We start from the raw sequence: 22,050 nt of genomic DNA on the forward strand, positions 1-22,050 counted from the left end.
TTCGGGCCGTCCGCGGCGAACCCCACGGCCATGCAGAGCCTCCTCTCCCCTCGTCGTCCCCTGACCGCGCTGGCCGCCATCGCGCTGCTGGTGCTCGGGCTGGCCGTCACGACCCTCCTCCCCCGTGGCCAGGCGACCCCGCTCGCCGACCCACGGCTGGACCTGCCGCCCCTCCAGGCGCCGGGTGAGTGGTTCGACTCCCAGCGCGGGGTGGAGGGCGCCAGCATCGACTACGCCGGCACGCTGGCGGAGTCCGCCGCGATCGCCGAGCGGACCCGTGCGATCGACCCGGCGGTGGCCGGCCTGGAGTGGGACCTGCTCGGCCCGACCGAGATCGGCGGCCGTGTCGTGGACCTCGCGCTGGTCCCCGGTCGCCCCGACGAGGTGTGGGTGGCCACGGCCTCCGGTGGCGTGTGGCACTCCGCCGACGCCGGCAGCACCTACTCCCCGCGGTGGGACCCCGAGCTGACCCAGGCCCTCGGCGCCATGGCCGCCGGCCCCGACGGGACGCTCTACGTCGGCACGGGTGAAGCGAACCCCGGCGGCGGCTCGGTCGTCTACGGCGGCACCGGGCTGTACGTCTCCCGCGACGACGGCGCCAGCTGGCAGCTGTCGGGGCTGCCCGAGTCCGGCGCGTTCGGCCGGATCGTCGTGGACCCCAGCGACGGCGACACGGTGTACGCCGCAGCCGCTGGTGACCTGTTCGTGCCCGGCGGCGAGCGCGGCCTGTACCGCTCCCCCGACGCCGGCCAGACGTGGGAGCTGATCTTCCCCCAGGCCGACACGGTCCTGCCGAACCGCGAGACCACCGGCGCGGTCGACGTGGCCGTCGACCCGTCGGACTCCGACCGGATCCTCGTCGCCATGTGGGACCACCACCGCACCCCCGAGAAGCGCGTCTACGCCGGCCCCGGTTCGTCGGTGTGGCTGACCGAGGACGGCGGCACCACGTGGGCGCACGTCACCGACATCGCCCTGGACGAGGGCGACCGGACGCGCAACGACCTCGAGGACCGGCTCTACACCCCCGGTGAGGAGACCGGCCGCATCGGCGTGGCGTTCGCCCCCTCCGACCCCAGCCGCGTCTACGCGATGATCGCCAACACCCTCGACGGCACCCACGGGGCGTGGTTCAGCTCCGACGACGGCGGCCGGTCGTTCACCCGCAGCGAGCCGTTCGGGCTGGCCGCCAACAACTCCTCCTACGGCTGGTGGTTCGCACGGATCTTCGTCGACCCCCGCAACGCCGACCACCTGTACGCAGCGGGGCTGGAGGTCATCGAGTCCCTCGACGGCGGCAGCACCTTCCTCCCCCAGTCCAACACCACCGCGCTGGTCGTCACCGGCGCCAACCAGGCCATCGTGCACTCCGACCAGCACGCCATGGTGTGGTCACCCGACGTGCCCGGGCTGGTCTACCTCGGCAACGACGGCGGCGTCTACCGCTCGGCGGCCAACGGTGCCGCCGGGACCTGGGTGACCGGCGTCTCGCAGGGCTGGACGCAGCACTACTCCGTCGACGTCGACGAGCAGACCGCCCAGTACGTCGTCACGGGACTGCAGGACAACCTGTGCATGCACCACGTCGGCGACGTCGAGGCCGGCAGCGCCGCGTGGATGAAGTACGGCTTCTGCGGTGACGGCATCGTGACGCGAGTCGATCCGGGTGACCCGACGACGACGTACTACTGCTCGCAGTACGGCGGCTGCGGTCGCGCGAAGGCCGGCGCACCCCTGCTGGTCGGCGGCATGCGGATGCCCAGCGACCGCTACGGCTGGCTGGCCGACATCCAGTTCGACCCCACCGACCCCGACACGATCTACACCGCTGGGGCCCAGCTGCACCGCTCGACCAACGAGGGCACGGCGTTCACCACGATCTCGGGTGACCTGTCGTCCCAGCCCGAGCAGACCGACCCCAACACCGGCTACCGTCTGCGGGGGGTCGTGACGACGATCGCCACCCACCCCGACGGCGACACCGTCTGGGTCGGCACCGACGAGGGACGGCTGTGGGTCACCCACTCCGCCTCGACCCTGCCGCCGGTCAGCCGTGGCGCGATGCAGGCCAACGGTGACGGCTGGACGCTGGTGGACGACGGCGACACGACGACCACGACCGACAACGACGGCGACCTGGGCCTGCCCGAGCGGACCTGGATCACCGCCATCACCACAGACCCCGCCGACCCGACCGGCAACACGGCGTGGGTGGCCTACTCGGGCTTTCGCCAGGGCGAGGAGGGTGCGCAGCTGTTCCGCACGACCGACGGTGGCGACACGTTCACCAACGTCTCCGGTGACCTCCCCGGCGCACCGATCAACGACGTGATCCTGGTCGACGGCGACCCGATGGTGGCTACCGACGTCGGCGTCTTCCTGTCGACCGATGGCGGCGACTCCTGGCTGCGTGTCGGCGACCTGCCGGCCGTCCCGGTGCTCGAGCTGCGCCACCACGTGGGCACCAACACCCTGACCGCAGCTACGTTCGGCCACGGCATCCGCCGGACGACGTTGCCGGGCGATCAGGCGGTCGGGCTCGAGCTTGCCCTGCACGACTGACGGGACGTCACTCCACGCGACGTCCCGTTCGGAGGGAACAGGGCCGGACGGCGACGAGGCCGGAGTGGGCCCCATGGGGTCGGCGGGACCGGACGGGGCACGTGTGCGATCGGGGGCTTGTCCGGCGGGATTCTTCGCACGGCCGGCAGCGGCGTGTGCGATCGACCGCCTCTGGAGCGGGTGAGGCCGCACGACCGGCAGGGGCGTGCGGGATCCCCTCCCCACCCGGCCGTGCATCGCGCACGACGCCATCGTGTGGTCCACTTCTGGGTCCAGCCATCGAACGCACGGATGGGGACGACATGGGCAGCGACACCGGCATCTGGATCCTCGGCGGGTACCAGACCGACTTCGCACGCAACTTCGGTCGCGAGGGCAAGGGCGTCCACGACCTGGTGCAGGAGGCGGTGGAGGGCACCCTGGCCGACGCCGGCACCCGCGCCGCCGACATGGAGGTCATCCACGTCGGCAACGCCTTCGGCCAGCTGTTCACCGGGCAGGGACACCTCGGCGCCATGCCCGCCACGGTCGTGCCCGAGCTGTGGGGTGTCCCGGCATCCCGCCACGAAGCCGCCTGCGCGTCGGGCAGCATCGCGACCCTCTCGGCCATGGCCGACCTCGAGGCCGGCCGGTACGGCTGCGCCCTCGTCGTCGGTGCCGAGATCGAGAAGACCGTGCCCGGCGACACCGCCGCCGCGCACCTCGGCGCGGCCGCGTGGGTCGGCCACGAGGGCGAGGACGCCACGTTCGTCTGGCCGTGGATGTTCTCCGCGCTGGCCGACGAGTACGACCGTCGCTACGGCCTGGACGATGCGCACCTCCGCGCCATCGCCGAGCTGAACCACCGCAACGCCAAGGCCAACCCCCTGGCCCAGGCCCGTGGCTGGACCTTCGACGAGAAGTCCTTCAGCGACGACGACGAGCACAACCCCGTGGTCGACGGCCGCACCCGCCGCACCGACTGCAGCCAGGTCACCGACGGCGGCGCAGGGGTGGTCCTGGCCACCGACGGATGGGTCAGGGAGCATCCCGAGGTCCTCCGTCGCGGTACCGCCGTCCGGATCCTCGGATGGGGCCACCGGACCGTTGGCCTGCCACTGGCCGCCAAGACCCAACGCGAGGACGGCCCCTACGTCCTCTCCCACGTCGCCGACACCATCCGGGATGCGTTCGACCGGGCAGGTGTCGCCGAGGCCACCGACCTCGACGGGATCGAGACCCACGACTGCTTCTCCATGTCGGAGTACATGGCCATCGACCATTTCGGCATCACCCCGCCCGGAGACAGCTGGAAGGCCATCGAGGCCGGCGACCTCGAGCGTGACGGCCGGATCCCGGTGAACCCCAGCGGCGGCCTGATCGGCGGCGGGCACCCCGTTGGCGCCACGGGCGTGCGGATGCTGGTCGACGCCAGCCGCCAGGTCACCGGTCGGGCCGGCGAGACCCAGGTCGAGGATGCGTCGCGCTTCGCCACGCTCAACATCGGCGGCTCGACGGCGACCACCTGCGCGTTCGTCGTCGGCCGCGCCTGACCGTACCCACACCTGCATCCCCACCGAGGAACCCCTGACACGATGGACATCGAGCTGGTCGGCCGCGCGCTGACGACCCTTCCCGAGGATGACGACCACCCCTACCGCAGCGGGCCCTGGCGACCGCAGGTCGAGGAGTTCCGGGCGGACGACCTGGAGGTCATCGGCGACCTGCCGACCGACCTCGACGGTGTCTACCTGCGCAACACCGAGAACCCGGTGCACCCGGCCATCCAGCGCTACCACCCCTTCGACGGGGACGGCATGGTCCACATGGTGGGCTTCAGGGACGGCACGGCCTTCTACCGCAACCGGTTCGTCCGCACCGCCGGGTTCGAGGCCGAGCAGGACGCCGGCCGGTCGCTGTGGGCCGGTATCGCAGAGGACCCCCGCGTCGCCGAGCGCGAGGGATGGGGCGCCCGCGGCCGCATGAAGGACGCGTCGAGCACCGACATCGTCGTGCACGCCGGGCAGGCCCTCACCTCCTTCTACCAGTGCGGTGACCTCTACCGACTCGACCCCCTGACCCTGCAGACCATGGGGCGGGCGACGTGGGACGGCCGCTTCCCCGCCGAGGGCGTGTCGGCCCACCCGAAGGTCGACGACCGCACCGGCGAGATGTTGTTCTTCAACTACGGCAAGGAGGCCCCGTACATGCACTACGGCGTCGTCGACGCCGACAACCGCCTGGTGCACTACACCGACATCCCGCTGCCGGGTCCACGCCTGCCCCACGACATGGCGATCACCGAGAACTACGCCATCCTCAACGACCTGCCGTTGCACTGGGACGAGGACCTGCTGAAGAAGGGCGTCCACGCCGCCCGGATGCACGATGCCCCCACCCGGTTCGCCGTCATCCCCCGCCGGGGGACGTCGACGGACATCCGCTGGTTCGAGGCCGACCCCACCTACGTCCTGCACTGGACCAACGCCTACGAGGACGGCGAGGAGATCGTGCTGGAGGGCTTCTACCAGGACAACCCGGTGCCGGATCCCCCCAAGGAGGACCGCATGCGGATGTTCCGCTACCTGGCCCTCGACGTCATGCAGACCCGCCTGCACCGTTGGCGCTTCGACCTCCGCACCGGTCGGACCCGCGAGGAGCACCTGCGCGAGGAGCACACCGAGTTCGGGATGATCAACGAAGGGCACCTCGGGCGCGACTACCGCTACGTCTACGCCGCCACCGCCAAGCCGGGCTGGTTCCTGTTCGACGGGCTGGTCAAGCACGACGTCAAGACCGGACACGACGAGCGGTTCGCCCTCGAGGAAGGGGTGTTCTGCTCCGAGACGGTCATGGCCCCCCGCGTGGGCGCGACGGCCGAGGACGACGGCTACCTAGTCACTCTCACGATCGACACCAACCGGGACTGCTCGGAGGCCCTCGTGCTGGATGCCGCGAACCCGGCCGACGGGCCGATCGCGCGGGTTCGCCTGCCCCAGCGGATCAGCAGCGGCACTCACGCGACCTGGGCCTCGGGGGAGGAGATCCCCGGCTGGTTCGACGTGGAACGCGCCGCAGACGCCGTGACCTGACGCCCTCCCTGTCGCCCTGCACCTGCACGGGCCGCCACCGCGACGATGACCGACCCCGACGGGCCGTGGCACCATTCGGTGGGTGCGCATCCACCTCCTCCTCGCCCTGTCGTTGTGCACGATCCTCGTGGGGTGTGCGGATGAGACGGCGCCCGTCGCGATGGACCCCAACGCCCCGCCCACGGGACCGCTGACGGCCCTGGCGGAGTGCGAGGAACCGCTGGACGCCGAACCGTTCGACCCGGTCGAGGGTGCCGAGCTGCATCCGGAGGCAGTAGTCGACTCGGTGACGCCGCAGGGGCCCCTGACCAGCATGACCGCCTACGTCCCCGTCACCCCGGTCAACATCCGGCTGTGGTACGAGAACCGCGACGACCTCGAGATCATCATCATCGAGGACGAGGTGTTCGAGGCCGAGCTGCTCGTCTCCAACGGCGAGCACCGCACGTACGTGAAGGCCTCGGCGATCTGCCAGACGGGATCGACGATGGTGGCCACGGTCGCCGAGGAGCTGGCCGCGGCCGAGCTGCCGGTTCCTGCCGGAGCGGTCGACGCCCTGCCCACGGACTGACCCGGCCCACCCCGCACGAAGCCGGACTCGTCCGTCGCGGACAGCCGGGATCCGGCAGACTGCGGCAATGGACGAGCCAGACCGCACCCTGCCCGACGGCTACGAGGACCAGCTCGGTCACGGCGCGCTGACCTTCGCGGATCGGCCGTTGCTGACCGGCACGGCCGACCTCGACCGCTGGCAGCCGGACGTCGCGATCGTGGGTGCCCCGCTGGACATCAACACGACGAACAAACCCGGCGCACGATTCGGGCCGCGGGCGTTGCGTGCCGAGGCCGACCACCCGGGCGCCTACCACCTGGACCTGCGGATCGAGGTGTTCGACCACCTCGAGGTCGTCGACTACGGCGACGCGATGTGCCCGCACGGGCAGTCGGAGGTGGGGCTGGCCAACATCCGCCAGCGGGTGCTGGAGGTCGCCAGCCGCGGCATCGTGCCGGTCGTCATCGGCGGGGACCACTCCATCACGTGGCCCAGCGTCGAGGCGGTGGCCGAGGCCCACGGGTGGGGGTCGATCGGCGTCGTGCACTTCGATGCCCACGCCGACACCGCCGACCGGATCGACGGCAACGCGGCCAGCCACGGCACCCCGATGCGACGGTTGATCGAGTCCGGCGCGGTCCTCGGACGCAACTTCGTCCAGGTCGGGCTGCGCGGCTACTGGCCGCCCGCCCACGTCTTCGACTGGATGCAGGAGCAGGGGATGCGCTGGCACCTCATGCAGGAGGTGTGGGAGCGCGGTGCCCCGGCGGTCATGGCCGACGCCGTCGCCGAGGCCATGGAGGGCTGCGACGCCCTGTACCTGTCGGTCGACATCGACGTGCTCGACCCCGGGTTCGCGCCGGGTACGGGCACCCCCGAACCGGGTGGCATGGCCCCCGCGGACCTCCTGCGAGCGGTGAGGAAGCTGGCCCTGGAGACCAACCTCGTCGGCATGGACATCGTGGAGGTCTCACCGCCCTACGACCACGCGCAGCAGACGGTCAACAACGCCCACCGGGTGGTCATGGAGTTCCTCGCCGGACTGGCCGTCCGGCGCCGGGACGGATGACCCGGCGCCGTTCGGCTGAGCGGACGTGTGGCGCACGCGTCCTACCCTTGGCGCCTCATCCCGCTCGACCCTGGATCCCGCCGTGTCCAACCCCCGCCGTCTGTTCCTGCCTGCCCTTGCGCTCCTTGCCGCCATCGGGCTGGCTGCCGCTGCGTTCCTCGGGGGTGACGAGCCGGCGCTGGTCGATGCGGCCGATCCAGCGGTGGCCACCCCCGCCGACACCCCACCAGCAGGCGACTCGACTCCAGCAACCGAGGCCGCCGCCGTTCCCGACGACCGCCCGTCGCGCGAGCGCATGACGCCGCTTCGTGTCGACCAGCCCGGCATGACGATCGGGGACCCCGACGCCCCCCTGGTGATGGTGGCCTTCGAGTCCTTCGGCTGCCTGTGGTGCGGTAACTTCCACCGCCTGACCATGCCCGGGGTCATGACCGACTGGGTCGACACCGGCCTGCTGCGGATCGAGACCCGCATGCTGCCCTACGAGGACCGCGCCGTCCCGGGCGCACGGATCGGCATGGCCGCGGGGTTGCAGGACCGCTACTGGCCGCTGGCCGAGCACCTCTATCCCTTCATCTCCGGTGGCGGCGAACCGCCCGTGGGCCGTGACCTCACCGAGGCCGAGCTCGGCGCCTACCGCGAACGCCAGACCGAGGAGGCGCTGCTGGCGCAGGTCGAGGGCGTCGCCGACGAGATCGACCTGGACTGGGACCGCTTCCTGGCCGACTACGCCTCCGCCGAGGTCGCCACGCTGGTCCAGCGAGACCAGCAGCTTGCCTACCAGCTCGGCTTCACCGGCACGCCCGCGCTGGTCGTCAACGGCGTGCCGATGGGCGGCTACGCCAGCCCCGAGCGCTTCGACGAGTTCCTGACCGGCGTGCACGACGCCACGATGGGCTGACCGGTGCCGCTCGGCGCCGATGTCGGCTACGTCGCTGCGCTCGTCGGCGGGGTGCTCGCCTTGCTCAGCCCATGCGGGGCGCTGCTCCTCCCCTCCTTCTTCGCCTACGCCTTCGACAGCTCGGGCCGCCTGCTCGCCCGCACGGGCGTGTTCTGGCTGGGGCTCGTCACCACGCTGGTCCCCCTGGGCGTGTCGGCGTCGGCCGCCACCCGGCTGGTCAGGACCAACCAGGACACCGTTGTCGCCGTCGCGGCCGGGCTGGTGATCGTGCTCGGCGTCGTCACGGCGTTGGGCGGTGGGTTCGTGCTGCTGCCGTCCCGTCTCTCCTCGCGCACCGCACCGGCGGAGGGGAGCGGGCCCTGGGGCGTCTACGTGCTGGGGCTGGCCTACGGCCTGACGGGGTTCTGCACCGGCCCGATCCTCGGGTCGATCCTGGTGCTGGCCGCGGCCGGCGGACAGCCCCTGCGGGGCGGGGCGCTGCTGGCGGTGTACGCCGTCGGCATGGTCGTCCCCCTCATCGTCCTCGCCCTGCTGTGGGAACGGATCGGCGACCGGGTGCTGCGCATGCTCAGGGGACGCGAGCTGCAGGTCGGACGGCTTCGCCTGCACACGACGTCCCTCGTCTCCGGCCTCCTGCTGATCGCCGTCGGCGTCCTGCTGCTGGTCGGTGGCGGGTCGCTGGTGGAGTCCCCCGACCTCGCGCTGCTCGGCGCCCGGGCGGAGGAATGGGCTCGGACCGTCGGCGCCCGTGTGCCCGATCGTGCGCTGGCCGTCGTCGCCGTCGTCGCGGCGCTGTGGTGGTTCGTCGCCCGCCTCCGCGAGGGCCCCGACCGCTGAGGCGGAATGCCGCCCCTCCCATCGGGGTTGGGCGGACATGGCCGACGTTGCGTTCTGGTTCGATCCTGTCTGTCCGTTCGCGTGGATGACCAGCAAGTGGGTGCGGCTGGTCGCCGAGCAACGGGAGTACGACGTGGAGTGGCGGCTGATCTCGCTGCGCCTGCTCAACAGCCACGTCGACTACGACGCGCACTTCCCACCGGAGTACGAGGAGGGGCACACCTCCGGCCTGCGGATGCTCCGTGTCGCCGCGAAGGCCCGTGCCGACCACGGGTCGGCAGCCCTCGGTCCGCTCTACGAGGCGTTCGGGGCCCACATCTGGGACATCGACCCGCCTGCCGACGAGCTCGAGCACCGGAAGTGGTTGGGGACACCGGATCACGTGGCCCCCGTGCTGGCACAGGCGGGGTTGCCCGTCGACCTGGTCGACGCCCTGGACGACGAATCCTGGGACGAGGAGATCCGTGCGGAGACCGACCTGGCGCTGTCGCTGACCGGCAAGGACGTCGGCACGCCGATCATCCAGTTCCAGCCGCCGGACGGGGTGGCGTTCTTCGGCCCGGTGATCAGCCGACTGCCCTCCCCCGACACCGCCGTCGAGCTGTGGGACCACGTCATCGGCCTCGCCGGATACGCCGGCTTCGCCGAGATGAAGCGCAGCCTTCGCGAGCGACCGCAGCTTCGTGTCTGGGGCCACACCGACGACGCGGGCGCCGGTGCACAGGAGGACTGGCACGGCGGGTCCCGCCGCCAGAAGCGCTGATGGTCAGGACGCGCTGAGGGTCAGGCGGGGCGCCGCTCAGGCAGGGGTGGGCGCCGCGTCGGCAAGGCCGCGGATGGCCCGGTAGTCCTCGGGATCCATCGGCCGTCCCGACACCGTCGACAGCGCCGGGTCGTGGGCGAGGTAGGCCTCCTCACCGTTCCGCCACGCCTCCACGTACCGATAGAACGGCACGATCGGGTGGACGTGGTGCAGCAGGTGGTAGTTCTGGCTGAACAGCAGCGGGGTCAGCACCTTCTCCCATCCGATGATGTTGCGGGTCGACTGCAGCCGCCGGTCGGTGGTGGTGCCGTCGAGGCCGTGGTGGGGCAGCCAGTCGAACCACCAGGCCAGCACGACCAGGGCGATGCGCTGGGGGACGACGTACAGCAGCAGCAGCTCGGGACCGAATCCGGCCACCACCAGCCCGACGATGGCGCCGATCGCGACGACCGCCACCACGACTGACTCGGTGATCTCCTTGCGGGGACGGTCGCGCCACCCCTTCAGGTAGAACGACGCGTAGTGCACGTCGACCAGCATCCAGCGGAACGGAAGCTGCCAGGCGGGACCGTGGATCATCCAGCTGTCGGGGTCGAGCTCGTCGCCTTCGTTGACGAACCGATGGTGGGTGAGGTGGATGTGGCGGAACAACGGAAACGACGCGTAGGAGGCGACGAACGGCACGGCCACCCGGCCGAGCAGCTCGTTGACCGACCGGCGTTTGCCGAGCCCGCGGTGGGCTGCGTCGTGCAGCACCGTGAACATGCCGAAGGACACGAACGCGTGGACGGGCATCGTGACCCAGAGGCTGATCGAACCGGTCAGCGCGCCCCATGCCATGACCCCCCAGGCGATCAGCAGTCCCACGGCGAGCGCGACCGTCGGCCAGGCGACCTCGGGACGAGGGACCCCGGGCGAGGGGATGCGGGGAAGCCGGATCCGGTCGGACCCGGTGCTGGCGGTGGTGTCGGACTGCGACATGACGACCTCGGCTCGGGGGTTTACAAGTTTCCTAGAACGTAAACTCCCGAGGCGAGGTGGTCAACCCCCGTCAGTCTCGGCGAGTGGGAATCCAGCAGGCCCAGCCGAAGGCCGGATCGGCGGTCCAGCTCCGCCCACCGAGATCCACCGGCAGGCCGAGCAGCGCCGCCGACACCGTGTCCGGGCCGATCGACGGCAGCGCCGGCGCGGCGATCTGCTCGTGCGCAGCCTGGGCCTCGAACGCCCCGTCGGTCAGCCGCACGATGTCGATGCCCCGCAGGGAGTCGGCCACGAAGACCACGTCACCCCGCCACCGCGGTGCGAACGACAGGTTGACCAGCGGCCGGTGGAAGGCCACCTGGATCGGGTCGGTCGGGTCGGACACGTCGACGAACCGCGTCCCCTGCCCGTACCAGGAGTAGGCGACGATGGAGTCCTTCATGTCGAAGTAGTGGGCGCTGCACAGCGGGATCGGACCGGGCTCGCCCGCGGCGATCGGGCTCCACGTCCCGACGGTCCGCAGGCGGAACGGCTCCTCGGGGGTGGACACGAAGCCCTCGCCGGCGAAGGACCCCTCGAGGGTGACGATGTTGAACAGCCCGTCGCTGGTGCAGGCCGACGTGAAGGCCTCGTCCGTGGCGTAGATCAGCTCCCCCTCCGCGAAGCCGCTGGTCTCGAGGTCGGCGCCGAGGTCGGCCTCGTCGCCGACGGGACGGTAGGAGTTGTGGATGACCCCACCGGAGCTGTCCTCACCCTCCAGCGTGCCGCCGGCGAAGGGCACCGGGTCGGCCGGAGTGGCCTGTCGCGTTGCGCCGGTCAGCGGGTCGACGTGCGTGCCGAAGGTGTGGAAGCCGTAGACCCCACCACGGCTGGACACCCAGGCGAGGCCGTCGGCATCGACCTGCACGTCGTGGGCGTAGTCGGTGACGCCGTCGTTCTGGTTGGTCAGCAGTGGCATGGGGTGGGTGAACGGACGCTCGGGGTCGGTGATGTCGGTCACGAACACCGGACGGCCGCCCCACTCGTCGGGTTGGTGGGTGCCGGTCGCCGGGCCGCCGGACCACAGGTGGTCGCACACGGCCATGGACCCGTCGGCGCGCTGGGAACGGACGCAGGTGGCGGTGTGGCCAGCGGGCAGCTCGTGGAAGACGATTCGGCGCAGGGCCGCCGGGTCGGTGGCGTCGATCAGGTAGACGCCCGCGACACCGTCGTCGGTCGAGCCGCCGTAGGCCCGCGGGTCCCGCGAGAGCATCACGAGCTTGCGCTCGACGTCGACGTCCATGTCCTCGTTCTCCCAGAAGTCGGGCATCTCCAGGCTGTCGAGGAACACGGGGGCGGACGGGTCGGTGACGTCGAAGCTCTGGAGGCCGAACCGTCCGGTGGCGAACAGGACGTCGCGGTCGCCGTAGTCGATGAAGTTGAGGGCGGTGACGTCGTTGAGGCCGTCGATGTGGGCGACGAGCTCGGTGTTGCCCTGGGTCGCCGGACCGGGGACGAACGGGACGGCCTGCTGAGACTCCCACTCGGCGTACTCGCTGCCGATCACGCTGAAGGGCGTGAAGGTGTTCCCGACGGTGATGCCGTATCCGACCGGGTCGTCGTCGACCTGCTGCTGGGCCACCCCCACCCCGTCGATGCAGCCGGTGCCGTCGTCGATGGCGGTCACCGGCATGCCGTCGGCGGTGGTGATGGCGATCCCGTCGGACTCCACCCCACCCATGGACGCGCACAGCCGGTCGTCGTCGAGCGAGACGAAGGCCAGGCCCTCGCCATCGGCCCCGACCGCAGCGGTGTAGCGGGCGCTGAACTGCACCGCCCCCTCGACGCACACGTCCTCGTCGTCGCCGGTGGCGCAGGCCCGGATCACGGCCAGTCCGGGCGTGGATGAGGTGAACCGGAGCCGGGCGATCCCGTCGTCGTCGGCCAGGACGGCCGCTTCCATGCCACCGCCACCCAGCGGAAGATCGGCTGGGGCGACGTCGTCGCTGACGATGGTCGCCATCGCACGGCTGAGCGTGTCCGGCACGATCGTGAACCGGACCTCCGGGCCGCTGGCGACGTCGCCGGAGGCCGGCGCCAGGGCGCGGCTGCCGCCGTACAGGTCCACGGCGAGCTCGTGGGTCTCGCCCACACGCACCACGGCCTGGGTCGGGAACAGGGACGGGTCGACAGGACACAGCTCGCTGGAGCCAAGGGCGTCGACGACCGGGGTCACGTCGGCATCGGCCACGACGGCGGTGCCGCCGGCGACGATCACACGAGCCACGCGGCAGCCGATCAAGCCGCCAACCGCATCCGCGGCGGCGCTGCCGCCGGTCAGCAGCAGTGGCGAACGGAGCGCACCGGCCAAGGGGGCTGCGGCCAGCGCGTCGGGGAAGTCCGCGCCCGTCGCCAGCACGACATCGGTCGGGGTCCAGCCGACGACGTCACCAGCGTAGCGGGCGACTTCGGCAGCGGTGGCCTGTCGCGAGTCGCCGGCCAGGCGGCGCACGTCGTAGCCCTCGGACCGGACGGTGTCGAGCACCTCGGGCGACACCACGGCGGTGCCGCCGACGATCAGGACCTGATCGACATCCAGCTGGGCCAACGCGTCCAGGGTGGCCTGGGGCACCTCGGCGGTGTCGGTCAGGAGGATGGGCAGGCCAGCACCGGCAGCCAGCGGCCCGGCCACGAGGGCGTCGGCGAAGGTCCCGGCCGCGACCAGGACCGCGGTCGTCTGCTCGTCGATGCGACCGACCTCGCGGCCGGAGGTGGCGATGGCCACGGCGGTGTCGACACGGCTGTCGCCGGCCAGCCGTTCCACGTCCAGCCCCATCGCCTCGAGCTCGTCGACCACGGCCTGCCCGACGGCACGTTCGCCACCGAGCACCACCGCGTCGGTCGGCTCGAGCTCCTCGATGGCCTTGACGGTGGCCCGGGGCAACGCATCGGGCCCGGTCAGCAGCACCGGTGCGGCCAGGAAGGCCCCGGCGAGCGCGTCGGGGAATTCGTCGGCGCGGGCGATGACGACGGTGTCGCTGGGCGGGGTTGCGACGGCCAGGGCCGCAGCGGTCTGGACCCTGTCGGCCCCGGCGTGGCGGACGACCTGCGGATCCTCCTGACCACTGACCGCGGCTGGTGACAGGCCGGCCACGAGGGCGACGACGAGGAACAGGACCTGGGTGAGACGTGATCGTGACTGCATCGCAGGGGACTACGCCGTTTGCGACGGGAGGCTTACGCAGCGTCAGCAGTGGACAGGTGGTCGGGATCCGCGGGGAACGGACGGTTACGGTAGGGCGTCGCCATTCACCCCAGAGGACCTTCCCCATGCGCATCGCTGTGACCGGCTCCATCGCCGAAGACCTGCTCCTGACCTTCCCCGGCAAGTTCGCCGACATGATCCTGGCCGATCAGCTGGAGCGGCTCAGCCTGAGCTTCCTTGCCGATGGCATGCAGCGTCGTCGTGGCGGCGTGGGTGGCAACATCGCCTACGGCATGGGGCAGCTGGGCGCGAACCCGATCCTCGTGGGCGCTGTGGGCGACGACTTCCTGGCCGAGTACAAGCCGTGGCTGGAACGCAACGGCGTCGACTGCGACTCCGTCTACGTCTCGCCCGACAAGGGCATGGCACGGTTCCTGTGCACCACCGACGCCGCCCAGTCCCAGATCGCGACCTTCTACTCCGGTGCCATGGAGGACTGCAAGGAGATCGACCTGGGCCCGATCGCGGAGGTGCACGGCGGCCTCGACCTCGTCGTGGTCTCCCCCAACGGCCCCGAGGGCATGCTGCGCCACACCCGCGACGCCCACGCCATGGGCATCGACGTGGTCGCCGACCCCAGCCAGCAGCTGGCCCGGATGCACGGCCCCGAGATCCGGCCGCTGATCGAGGGCGCCAAGTACCTGATCTGCAACGACTACGAGCGGTCACTCATCACCAAGAAGACCGGCTGGTCCGACGAGGAGCTCCGCGCACAGGTCGAGGTACTCGTCACGACCCACGGGGCCAAGGGGGCCAGCATCGAGCAGCCGGGGCAGGACGAGCTGACCGTCCTCGCCGTCGCGCCACAGGACGACGTCGAGCTCGAGCCGACCGGAGCCGGTGACGCCTTCCGCGCCGGGTTCCTGTCCGGCCTCGCGGCGGGACTGCCGCTGGAGTCCAGCGCCCAGCTGGGGTGCGCCACCGCCACGCTCGCCCTCGAGACCGTCGGCCCGCAGGAGTACGTCGCGTCACCCGCAGCGCTGCGCCCTCGGCTGGCGACCGCCTACGGCGACGAGTCCGCTGAGGCGATCATCGACGCGTTGGACTTCTGAGCCGACCCCCGGGCTGACCGGCCGTCGACCCTCCGGTCAGCTGATCGCGTCGCGAACCTGGTCGGCGACGGTGGTCGACAGCGCAGCGGTGCCGCCGTACAGCACGGCGTCCTCGAGGATGTCGGCGACCCCCCTGAGGTGGTCACCGGTCGGCGTGGACAGGCTGGAGGAGGTCGACAGCAGCACGGGCCCGCCACGCTGGGCGATGTGGGCCCCGCCGGCAAGCGCGTCGGCGAAGACGTCGACACGGGCGACCCCCACGACCGACGCGGTCGGGAACCATTCGTTGGCCACCGCGACCGCGGTCTCGACCGGGTCCTGCCCACCGACTGCTCGACGGCCCGGGTACGCCGTCGTGGCGGTGGCACCGACGGTGACGACTTCGGCGTCGGCGTTGGCGGCGAGGTAGGCGTCCACCGCAGGGTGGGTACGCGAACCGTCGGTCAGCACGACAACCCCGTCGGCGGCATCGGCTGCCGGTCCGGCGACGAGGGCGTCGGCGAAGCCGATCCCGTCAGCCAGCATCACCGTGGCGGGGTCGTCGGTGACCGCGTCGGCCACGGCCAGGGCGGTCTCGATCCGGCTGTCACCAGCGAGCCGGACGACCTGGTAGCCGTCGGCGGTCAGGCTGCTGGCGACCCCGTCGCTGATCGCCGCGGTGCCGCCGAGCAGGTAGACGGTGCCGCCCGGCGCGAGGATCCGCTGGATCTCCTCGTCCGTGGCGGGATGCAGGCTGTCGCCACCGGTCAGCAGCACGGGCGCGTTGCGGTCGGCGGCCAGGGGTGTGCCGGCGAGGGCATCGGCGGCGACGTCGGCACGACCGAGCACGACCGCGCCGGCACCGAGCACGCCGAAGGCGTCGCGCGAGGCGGCGACGGCCGTTTCCACCCGCGAGTCGCCCGACAGCCGCTGCACGCCGTCGGCCGGTGTCGGGGATTGGCCCGTCGCGGTGTCGACGGTGGCCCCGTCGGCGTCGAACAGCAGCGTGCCGTCGGCGAGGGCGATGTCGAGGTCGGTGTGGGTCTCGAGGTAGGCCAGCATGCGCGAGAGGTCGCTGACGCCGTTGGCGCCGATGTTGGGCAGGACCTCGAGGGTCGAGAGGACGCCGAAGGCCCGACCCTGCCCGTCGATGAACGCGCTGCCGGAGTCACCGGGGATGCCCGGGTTGAGGAGGGTCCGGACGGTGTGGGTCCACCCCTCTCCCGACTGTCCCTGGGAGGTGCCGGTCTTGGCGTTCAGCCCCGGCCGCAGGCCGGAGTTGCCGTAGGTGTGGACGGTGTCGCCGGAGGCGGTGCTGGCGACGATCCCGTGGGGCCCGCCCCAGTAGGGGACGCTGGGGTTGACCAGCGGCACGTCGACGGGGTCGATCCGCACGAGCGCCAGGTCGTTGTACCGGCAGGCGTTGGGATCGGTCTCGCCGACCGCCTGCATGGTGTCCCAGCTGGAGTACACGAGCACACCCGGCCGGGTCGCCCCGTCGATCTCGACCTCGACCCCGAGGCCCTGGGTCGTGGCAGCACACCCGTCGGTCTCGTCGGACCCGTCGTCGCTGGCGCAGTGGGCTGCCTGACCCAGGTAGACGGCGCCAGCACTGTCGGTGAAGACGAAGTTGGCCGTGCACTGCCCACCGCCGGTCACGGTCTGCACGCCGGGGTGGATCGTCGCGTCGCTGAAGGGCACCCAGCCGGGGGCGGCCTGCGCATTTGCGGGGGCGGGCAGCAGCGCGAGCGCGCCGAGGAGGACGGTGGCCGCCAGGAGGGCCGCCAGTACGGCGACGGCCCGTGGGGTCGCGCGGGAAGAGGTCGTGGTCATGGCAGCTTGTAGTCGATCCGGAACGTGTCGGTGTCGACGTTGCCCTCCTGCGGTGTGGCGATGCGGCTGATCGACATGCGGAACCCCTCGGCGGTCTGCTCACGGGGACCCATCGTGGTCTCGACCTCGAACCAGGGCGTGGACCAGAAGGTGACCGTGACGGAGTCGTCGGTGACTGCGGTGTCGACCAGTATCCAGTGCGGCGTGTTGTTGTTCAGCTCGAGGTCGACACCCGGGTAGTCGATCGTCGCCTCGCGTCCCGCGGGATAGCGGTCGAACCAGAAGGAGTGGGGGGTGTGGGTGATGATGTCGATGCCGCTGAACCACATGGCGTTGAAGAAGGTGGTGCCGAACTGGCTGACCCCGCCGCCGACGTCGTCGATGAACTCGCCCTCGAGGATCGCACCGGCCTCGACGAACCCGCCCTCGCGGGTCCGTTCGCCGACGGCGTGGTTGATGTCGAGGTTGCCGCCGGGCGGGACGAGCATGCCGTCGACGATCTCTGCGATGCGGTGGATGTTGGTGACGCGGCCCTGGCCGGGTTCGTAGAAGGTGGTCCAGGTGCTGACGGGCGCGACGATGCCGAGCTCCGCCGGGTCGACGGGGTCGGTGACCTCCTCGCCCTGCACCTCGGCGGTGGGCTGGTCGGCCTCCATGGCGGCGACGATGGCCTCGACGGTGGCGTCGAGGTCCGGGTCGAGCCCCGGCTCGCCGACCTCGCTGACCAACCGGCCGGTCACGGTGGACACGTCGCCGTAGGCCGGGTTGTCGGCGGGCCCGCCGCTGCCGGGGTCGGGCAGGGGATCCTTGGTCGGAGTGGGCGAACGATCCTCGACGCGGATGCGGGGAAGCGGACCGATCGCGGCGCGTTCGAGGAACGCCGTCAGGGCCGGCGGCGGCTGCTCGGCCGACGGCACGATGCGGAGGCGCTGGCGTTCGATCTCGTCGGGGTCCTGCTCGACCGCCAGCAGCTGGATCAGGGCCTGCTCGCCCAGCTCGACGTCGATGGTCTCCCGCAGCGGCACCCCCACCCCGTCGACGGTCTGGGAGTCCTCCGGCACCGCCTGCGCCTGCAGGGTGATGGGGGTGTCGGTGAGCGACTCGATCCGTTCGACCGCGGCGTCGACGCTGACCTGGGTGATCCGTGGCTGTACCGATTCGGCCTCCAGCTGCACCTGCAGGCTGGCGGGCCACTCGGCGAAGGGCATGGTCTCGAGGGCCGCGACGGCCGTGCGGAACCCCTCGCTGATCATCGCCGGGGTCACGTCGATCCCCACGACCGCATCGCTCACGCGGAGGCCCGACGCGGTGATCTCGATGTCCCCGTCGGTGGGGTCGCTGGAGAGTCGTTCCGCCAGCTCGTCGGTGTCACCGGTGGTGAAGAACAACCCGACCGGCAGCACGGTCGCGTCGCCACCGCTCACCCTCGCGAGCCAGTCGTCGAAGCCCGTGGCGTTCTCGGCGGCGCGGGCCACGCCCTGCACGTCGAAGCTGACGCCCAGCGCGCCGGCGGTGACCTCGGCCCGTTCCTCGCCGGTGGCCACCACGACCGGCATCGACAGCAGCCGTTGGCCGATCCGTTCGGCCGTCTCGACCGCGGCGTCGGGGTCGCCGACGGGCTCGCCGGCCAACGTGGTGCCCGGCGGCAGGTCCTGCGCCTTGACGGCAGCGAACCCGCCGGCCGCGAGCACGACAACGGCAGCCACGCCGACGGCGATGGCCCAGGTCCTCTGACGAGCAGTCATCGCCCTCGACGGTAGTGCGACTCGGGGTCACGAGCCGAGAAGCGTGCCGCGTCCGCGCTCCGCCCCTCGACCGGCCCACCTCGTCGGGCCGGGGGTGGATCTATGCTCGGCACCGTGAAGGGCTCCACCACATGACCGGACAGGACGTCGAGGCGGTGCTGCGGGCCGGCGGTCATCGCATCACCCGCCCTCGCACCGCGGTCTGGGCTGCCCTCGTCGACGCCGACGACCACCTGACCGCCGAGGAAGTCGCCGCCCGGGTCGAGCAGCAGGACGCCGGTGTGAACCTCGCCTCGGTCTACCGGACCCTCACGCTGTTCGAGGAGCTCGAGCTGGTCCGGCAGTCACGGTTGGGCGACGACCCAGCCGGGCGTTGGGAGATCACCCACCCCGACGACGACTTCCACCTCGTCTGCACCGTCTGCGGGGCGGTCGACCATCACGTCGGATCCCTGGTGCAGACCGTTCGCGACCACCTGGAGGGCGGTCACGGCTTCGCCGTCGACGAGGTCGACCTGACGGTCCGGGGTCGCTGCGCCGCCTGCGCGGGCGCCACCGCCTGAGGCCTTCTCCGCACCCCTGAGGACAGTCATTGCGAACGGTTCGCAACAAGGGCAGACTCGAGTTCAGCACATCGCTGGACCGAGCCGAAAGGCATGCCGTGCATGCACCAGATGGGTTCCTGACCGCAGGCACCGCCGTCGCGACAGGGGCGATCAGCACCGGTGCGGTCGCCGTGGCGCTGCGCCAGACCCGTGACCGGCTGCGGGACAAGCAGATCCCCCTGGCCGGCATCGCCGCGGCGTTCGTCTTCGCCGCCCAGATGTTCAACTTCCCCGTGGCCGCCGGCACCACCGGCCACCTGCTCGGTGGCGCGCTGGCCGCGATCCTGCTGGGCCCGTGGATGGGTGCGCTGGTCGTCACCGTCGTGGTGCTGGTGCAGGCGCTCGGCTTCGCCGACGGCGGGCTGACGGCGCTGGGCTACAACGTGCTGAACATGGCGGTCGTCACCTCCTTCGGGGGCTACGGCGTGTTCGTGCTGATGCGACGGATCCTGCCCGCCAACGGCAGCGGTGTGGTGGCGGCCTCCGGGGTGGCTGCGCTGGCCTCGGTCGTGCTGTCCTCCATGGCCTTCTCCCTGGAGTGGCTGTTCGGCGCGTCGGCGCCGGTGGCGTTCGACACGGTGTTCGGTGCGATGGTGGGCGTGCACCTGCTGATCGGGGTCGGCGAAGCCGTCCTGACCGCGTTGGCCGTCGGGGCGGTGCTGGCCGCCCGTCCCGACCTGGTCCACGGCGCCCAGGACCTGGACCGCAGCCAGCTGGCGGACCGACCCAAGGTGTCGATGAAGGCGTTCGCCGTCGCCGGCCTGCTGGTCGCGGTGCTGTTCGCCACGGTCGTCAGCCAGTTCGCCGCCTCCGACCCCGACGGGCTGGAGCGCGTCGCGGAGGACCTCGAGTTCGTCGAGCAGGGCGCGGAACACTCGTTGGCCGGCGGCATCTTCGCCGACTACGCCACCGCCGGGATCGACAACGAACAGCTCAGCCTGGCCGTCGCCGGCGTGACCGGACTGGTCCTGGTCCTGCTGGTGGGGGGCGGGGTGCTGCTCGCCGTCCGCGGTGGTCGCCGGGCGCGGGGTGAGACCCCGGACGTGGGCCGCACCCCCACCGAGGTCTAGCCGGTGGCTGCCGGCCACGCCCACGCGCTCTACGTCCACGGACACAGCCCGGTCCACCGCCTGGCCCCCGAGGTGAAGGTCGCCGCCGCCTTCCTGTTCGTCATCGGGGTGGCGTTGACCCCCAACGAGGGCACCTGGGCGTTCGGCGTGGACCTGGTTGCGCTGCTGGTTGTCGTGCGGCTGGCCGAGCTGCCGCTGCGCTTCGTGGCCTCCCGCGCGATGGTCGTGCTGCCCTTCATCGTCTTCGCCGTGTTCATCCCGTTCATCGCCTCGGGCGACCGGGTCGAGGTGCTGGGGGTCGCGGTGTCGGCCGAGGGGCTGGCCGCCGCCCGGGCGATCGTCGCCAAGTCCGTGATCGGCGCGTCGACCACGGTGGTGCTGGCCGGCACGACCGAGACGCCGGCCATCATGGCGGGACTTGCACGCCTGCGGGTGCCCGTGGTCCTGACGACCATCGCCACGTTCATGATCCGCTACCTCGAGGTGCTGACCGGCGAGCTCGGCCGCATGCGGACCGCCATGACGGCGAGGGGCTACGACCCCCGCTGGTTGTGGCAGGTCAAGCCGATCGCGTCGTCGGCCGGGGCGCTGTTCGTCCGGTCCTACGAGCGCGGCGAACGGGTGCACGCCGCCATGCTGGCCCGCGGGTTCACCGGCGAGATGCCCGCCCCGTCGTTGCGGCACGGCGACACCCGCCAGTGGCTTGCCGTGCTGTGGCTGCCGGCCGTCTCGATCGCCGCGACCGTGGGTACGGTGACCAGCCTGTGACCGTCCCCGCTCCCCCTCCGGTGATCGACCTCGACGGCGTCGGCTTCACCTATCCCGATGGCCACCGCGCACTCGACGGCTTCACCCTCGCGGTGGGGACCGGCGAGTCCGTCGCCGTGCTCGGCCCGAACGGGTCGGGAAAGACGACGTTCGCGCTGCACCTCAACGGCATCCACGAGCTGCAGGAGGGCCGGGCAGCCATCAGCGGCCTGCCCATCGCCCACGAACACCTACCCGAGATCCGTCGGCGCGTCGGCATGGTCTTCCAGGACACCGACGACCAGCTGTTCATGCCGACGGTCCGCGAGGACGTGGCGTTCGGGCCCCACAACCTGGGCCTGCGCGACGGCGAGCTGGACGTTCGGGTCGAGGAGGCGCTGGAGAAGGTCGGCGCCAGCGGGCTGATCGACCGAGCCCCCCACCACCTGTCCGGCGGCGAACGACGTCGCGTGGCGCTGGCCACCGTGCTGTCGATGCAGCCCGACGTGCTGGTGCTGGACGAACCGACATCCGGCCTGGACCCGGCGGGCCGTCGCGAGCTGGCTGGGGTGCTGGCCGAGCTGCCGATCACCAAGCTGCTGATCACCCACGACCTGCCGTTCGCGCTGGAGCTGTGCGACCGAGCGGTCATCGTCTCCGGGGGTCGGGTCGTCGCCGACGGCTCCTGCGTGGACGTCCTGGCCGACGAACCGCTCCTCCACGCCCACCGCCTCGAGCTGCCGTTGGGCTTCGACCCCCGCGCCGGCTGGGCCGCCCGCCACACCCCCTGACGCGTGTCGCCCCACCGGCCGCCCGCGCGGGTGAGCCGACACCCCTCGCATGCGGGTCGGACCACCGGCGCCCGGCGCGGGCCAGACGACACACTTCGTAGGCGTGTTGCACCACGGGCACCCAGCGCCGGCCAGGCGACAAGCCTCTGGTGTGCGGGGCGGGACCGGGTCTCCTCCGCCAACGAGGCAGGGGCGGGCCGGGCGGGCGGGACCTACGATGCGAACCTGACACCGTCGTCAACACCAC

17 protein-coding genes are annotated in these 22,050 nt (G+C 71.6%); 13 read left to right on the forward strand and 4 right to left on the reverse strand.

Annotation, left to right across the window (positions count from 1 at the left end; all coding sequences use genetic code 11):
- Window positions 1-30: 30 nt before the first annotated feature.
- The 8 genes from DVS28_RS22985 (at window position 31) to DVS28_RS23020 (ending at window position 9,756) form a co-directional block, all read left to right on the forward strand.
- Window positions 31-2,562 carry a WD40/YVTN/BNR-like repeat-containing protein gene (locus DVS28_RS22985; RefSeq protein ID WP_114593539.1) on the forward strand — a complete coding sequence of 844 codons (2,532 nt, stop codon included), beginning with the start codon at window positions 31-33 and terminating at the stop codon, window positions 2,560-2,562.
- A gap of 302 nt (window positions 2,563-2,864) precedes the next feature.
- Window positions 2,865-4,094 (forward strand): acetyl-CoA acetyltransferase, encoded by a 1,230-nt coding sequence (locus tag DVS28_RS22990; RefSeq protein ID WP_114593540.1) that lies wholly within the window; start codon window positions 2,865-2,867, stop codon window positions 4,092-4,094.
- 42 nt (window positions 4,095-4,136) lie between these two features.
- Window positions 4,137-5,633, forward strand: a complete 1,497-nt coding sequence (locus DVS28_RS22995; protein ID WP_114593541.1) for a carotenoid oxygenase family protein — start codon at window positions 4,137-4,139, stop codon at window positions 5,631-5,633.
- Between the two features lie 82 nt (window positions 5,634-5,715).
- A complete protein-coding gene (locus tag DVS28_RS23000; RefSeq protein ID WP_114593542.1) occupies window positions 5,716-6,204 on the forward strand; it encodes a hypothetical protein in 489 nt (162 codons plus the stop codon).
- A 67-nt stretch (window positions 6,205-6,271) separates the two neighbouring features.
- Window positions 6,272-7,255, forward strand: coding sequence for an agmatinase (speB, locus tag DVS28_RS23005; protein ID WP_114593543.1), 984 nt, complete (start codon window positions 6,272-6,274; stop codon window positions 7,253-7,255).
- 82 nt (window positions 7,256-7,337) lie between these two features.
- The gene (locus DVS28_RS23010) at window positions 7,338-8,156 is read left to right on the forward strand and encodes a DsbA family protein (RefSeq protein ID WP_114593544.1); all 819 of its coding nucleotides are present in this window, start codon (window positions 7,338-7,340) and stop codon (window positions 8,154-8,156) included.
- A gap of 3 nt (window positions 8,157-8,159) precedes the next feature.
- Window positions 8,160-8,993, forward strand: coding sequence for a cytochrome c biogenesis CcdA family protein (locus tag DVS28_RS23015; protein ID WP_114593545.1), 834 nt, complete (start codon window positions 8,160-8,162; stop codon window positions 8,991-8,993).
- A 37-nt stretch (window positions 8,994-9,030) separates the two neighbouring features.
- Window positions 9,031-9,756 (forward strand): mycothiol-dependent nitroreductase Rv2466c family protein, encoded by a 726-nt coding sequence (locus DVS28_RS23020; protein ID WP_114593546.1) that lies wholly within the window; start codon window positions 9,031-9,033, stop codon window positions 9,754-9,756.
- 36 nt (window positions 9,757-9,792) lie between these two features.
- On the opposite strand, the gene DVS28_RS23025 is transcribed toward DVS28_RS23020, so the two are convergent.
- Together DVS28_RS23025 and DVS28_RS23030 are read right to left on the reverse strand one after the other, a co-directional pair.
- A complete protein-coding gene (locus DVS28_RS23025; RefSeq protein ID WP_114593547.1) occupies window positions 9,793-10,737 on the reverse strand; it encodes a fatty acid desaturase in 945 nt (314 codons plus the stop codon).
- Window positions 10,738-10,807: 70 nt separating this feature from the next.
- The gene (locus DVS28_RS23030; protein WP_114593548.1) at window positions 10,808-13,921 is read right to left on the reverse strand and encodes a cell wall-binding repeat-containing protein; all 3,114 of its coding nucleotides are present in this window, start codon (window positions 13,919-13,921) and stop codon (window positions 10,808-10,810) included.
- Between the two features lie 125 nt (window positions 13,922-14,046).
- Here DVS28_RS23030 and DVS28_RS23035 point away from each other — a divergent pair, with 125 nt between their 5' ends.
- A complete protein-coding gene (locus tag DVS28_RS23035) occupies window positions 14,047-15,033 on the forward strand; it encodes a carbohydrate kinase family protein (protein WP_114593549.1) in 987 nt (328 codons plus the stop codon).
- A gap of 36 nt (window positions 15,034-15,069) precedes the next feature.
- Here DVS28_RS23035 and DVS28_RS23040 read toward each other — a convergent pair whose 3' ends face one another.
- Entirely contained in the window at window positions 15,070-16,845 is a 1,776-nt protein-coding gene (locus tag DVS28_RS23040; protein WP_114593550.1) for a cell wall-binding repeat-containing protein, read from the reverse strand.
- Complete coding sequence (locus tag DVS28_RS23045) at window positions 16,842-18,590, reverse strand: VanW family protein (RefSeq protein ID WP_114593551.1); 1,749 nt, start codon at window positions 18,588-18,590, stop codon at window positions 16,842-16,844. Before DVS28_RS23045 ends, DVS28_RS23040 begins: the two co-directional genes overlap by 4 nt.
- Before the next feature lie 131 nt (window positions 18,591-18,721).
- On the opposite strand from DVS28_RS23045, the gene DVS28_RS23050 reads away from it, so the two are divergent.
- The 4 genes from DVS28_RS23050 to DVS28_RS23065 all read left to right on the forward strand — a co-directional run bounded on the left by DVS28_RS23050 (window position 18,722) and on the right by DVS28_RS23065 (window position 21,803).
- The gene (locus DVS28_RS23050) at window positions 18,722-19,153 is read left to right on the forward strand and encodes a Fur family transcriptional regulator (protein WP_114593552.1); all 432 of its coding nucleotides are present in this window, start codon (window positions 18,722-18,724) and stop codon (window positions 19,151-19,153) included.
- Window positions 19,154-19,251: 98 nt separating this feature from the next.
- Window positions 19,252-20,265, forward strand: coding sequence for an energy-coupling factor ABC transporter permease (locus DVS28_RS23055; RefSeq protein ID WP_114593553.1), 1,014 nt, complete (start codon window positions 19,252-19,254; stop codon window positions 20,263-20,265).
- 3 nt (window positions 20,266-20,268) lie between these two features.
- Complete coding sequence (gene cbiQ, locus DVS28_RS23060) at window positions 20,269-21,033, forward strand: cobalt ECF transporter T component CbiQ (protein ID WP_114593554.1); 765 nt, start codon at window positions 20,269-20,271, stop codon at window positions 21,031-21,033.
- Entirely contained in the window at window positions 21,030-21,803 is a 774-nt protein-coding gene (locus DVS28_RS23065; RefSeq protein WP_114593555.1) for an energy-coupling factor ABC transporter ATP-binding protein, read from the forward strand. Before cbiQ ends, DVS28_RS23065 begins: the two co-directional genes overlap by 4 nt.
- Window positions 21,804-22,050: the final 247 nt, after the last annotated feature.

Origin of the sequence: Euzebya pacifica (genome assembly GCF_003344865.1) — a bacterium.
Taxonomy (GTDB): Bacteria; Actinomycetota; Nitriliruptoria; order Euzebyales; family Euzebyaceae; genus Euzebya; species Euzebya pacifica.

Excerpts from the sequence above, each read along its gene's own strand:
- DVS28_RS22985 (WP_114593539.1), top strand. The coding sequence starts at position 31 with ATGCAGAGCCTCCTCTCCCCTCGTCGTCCCCTGACCGCGCTGGCCGCC.
- DVS28_RS22990 (WP_114593540.1), top strand. The coding sequence starts at position 2,865 with ATGGGCAGCGACACCGGCATCTGGATCCTCGGCGGGTACCAGACCGAC.
- DVS28_RS22995 (WP_114593541.1), top strand. The coding sequence starts at position 4,137 with ATGGACATCGAGCTGGTCGGCCGCGCGCTGACGACCCTTCCCGAGGAT.
- speB (WP_114593543.1), top strand. The coding sequence starts at position 6,272 with ATGGACGAGCCAGACCGCACCCTGCCCGACGGCTACGAGGACCAGCTC.
- DVS28_RS23020 (WP_114593546.1), top strand. The coding sequence starts at position 9,031 with ATGGCCGACGTTGCGTTCTGGTTCGATCCTGTCTGTCCGTTCGCGTGG.
- DVS28_RS23025 (WP_114593547.1), bottom strand. The coding sequence starts at position 10,737 with ATGTCGCAGTCCGACACCACCGCCAGCACCGGGTCCGACCGGATCCGG.
- DVS28_RS23030 (WP_114593548.1), bottom strand. The coding sequence starts at position 13,921 with ATGCAGTCACGATCACGTCTCACCCAGGTCCTGTTCCTCGTCGTCGCC.
- DVS28_RS23035 (WP_114593549.1), top strand. The coding sequence starts at position 14,047 with ATGCGCATCGCTGTGACCGGCTCCATCGCCGAAGACCTGCTCCTGACC.
- DVS28_RS23040 (WP_114593550.1), bottom strand. The coding sequence starts at position 16,845 with ATGACCACGACCTCTTCCCGCGCGACCCCACGGGCCGTCGCCGTACTG.
- DVS28_RS23045 (WP_114593551.1), bottom strand. The coding sequence starts at position 18,590 with ATGACTGCTCGTCAGAGGACCTGGGCCATCGCCGTCGGCGTGGCTGCC.
- DVS28_RS23050 (WP_114593552.1), top strand. The coding sequence starts at position 18,722 with ATGACCGGACAGGACGTCGAGGCGGTGCTGCGGGCCGGCGGTCATCGC.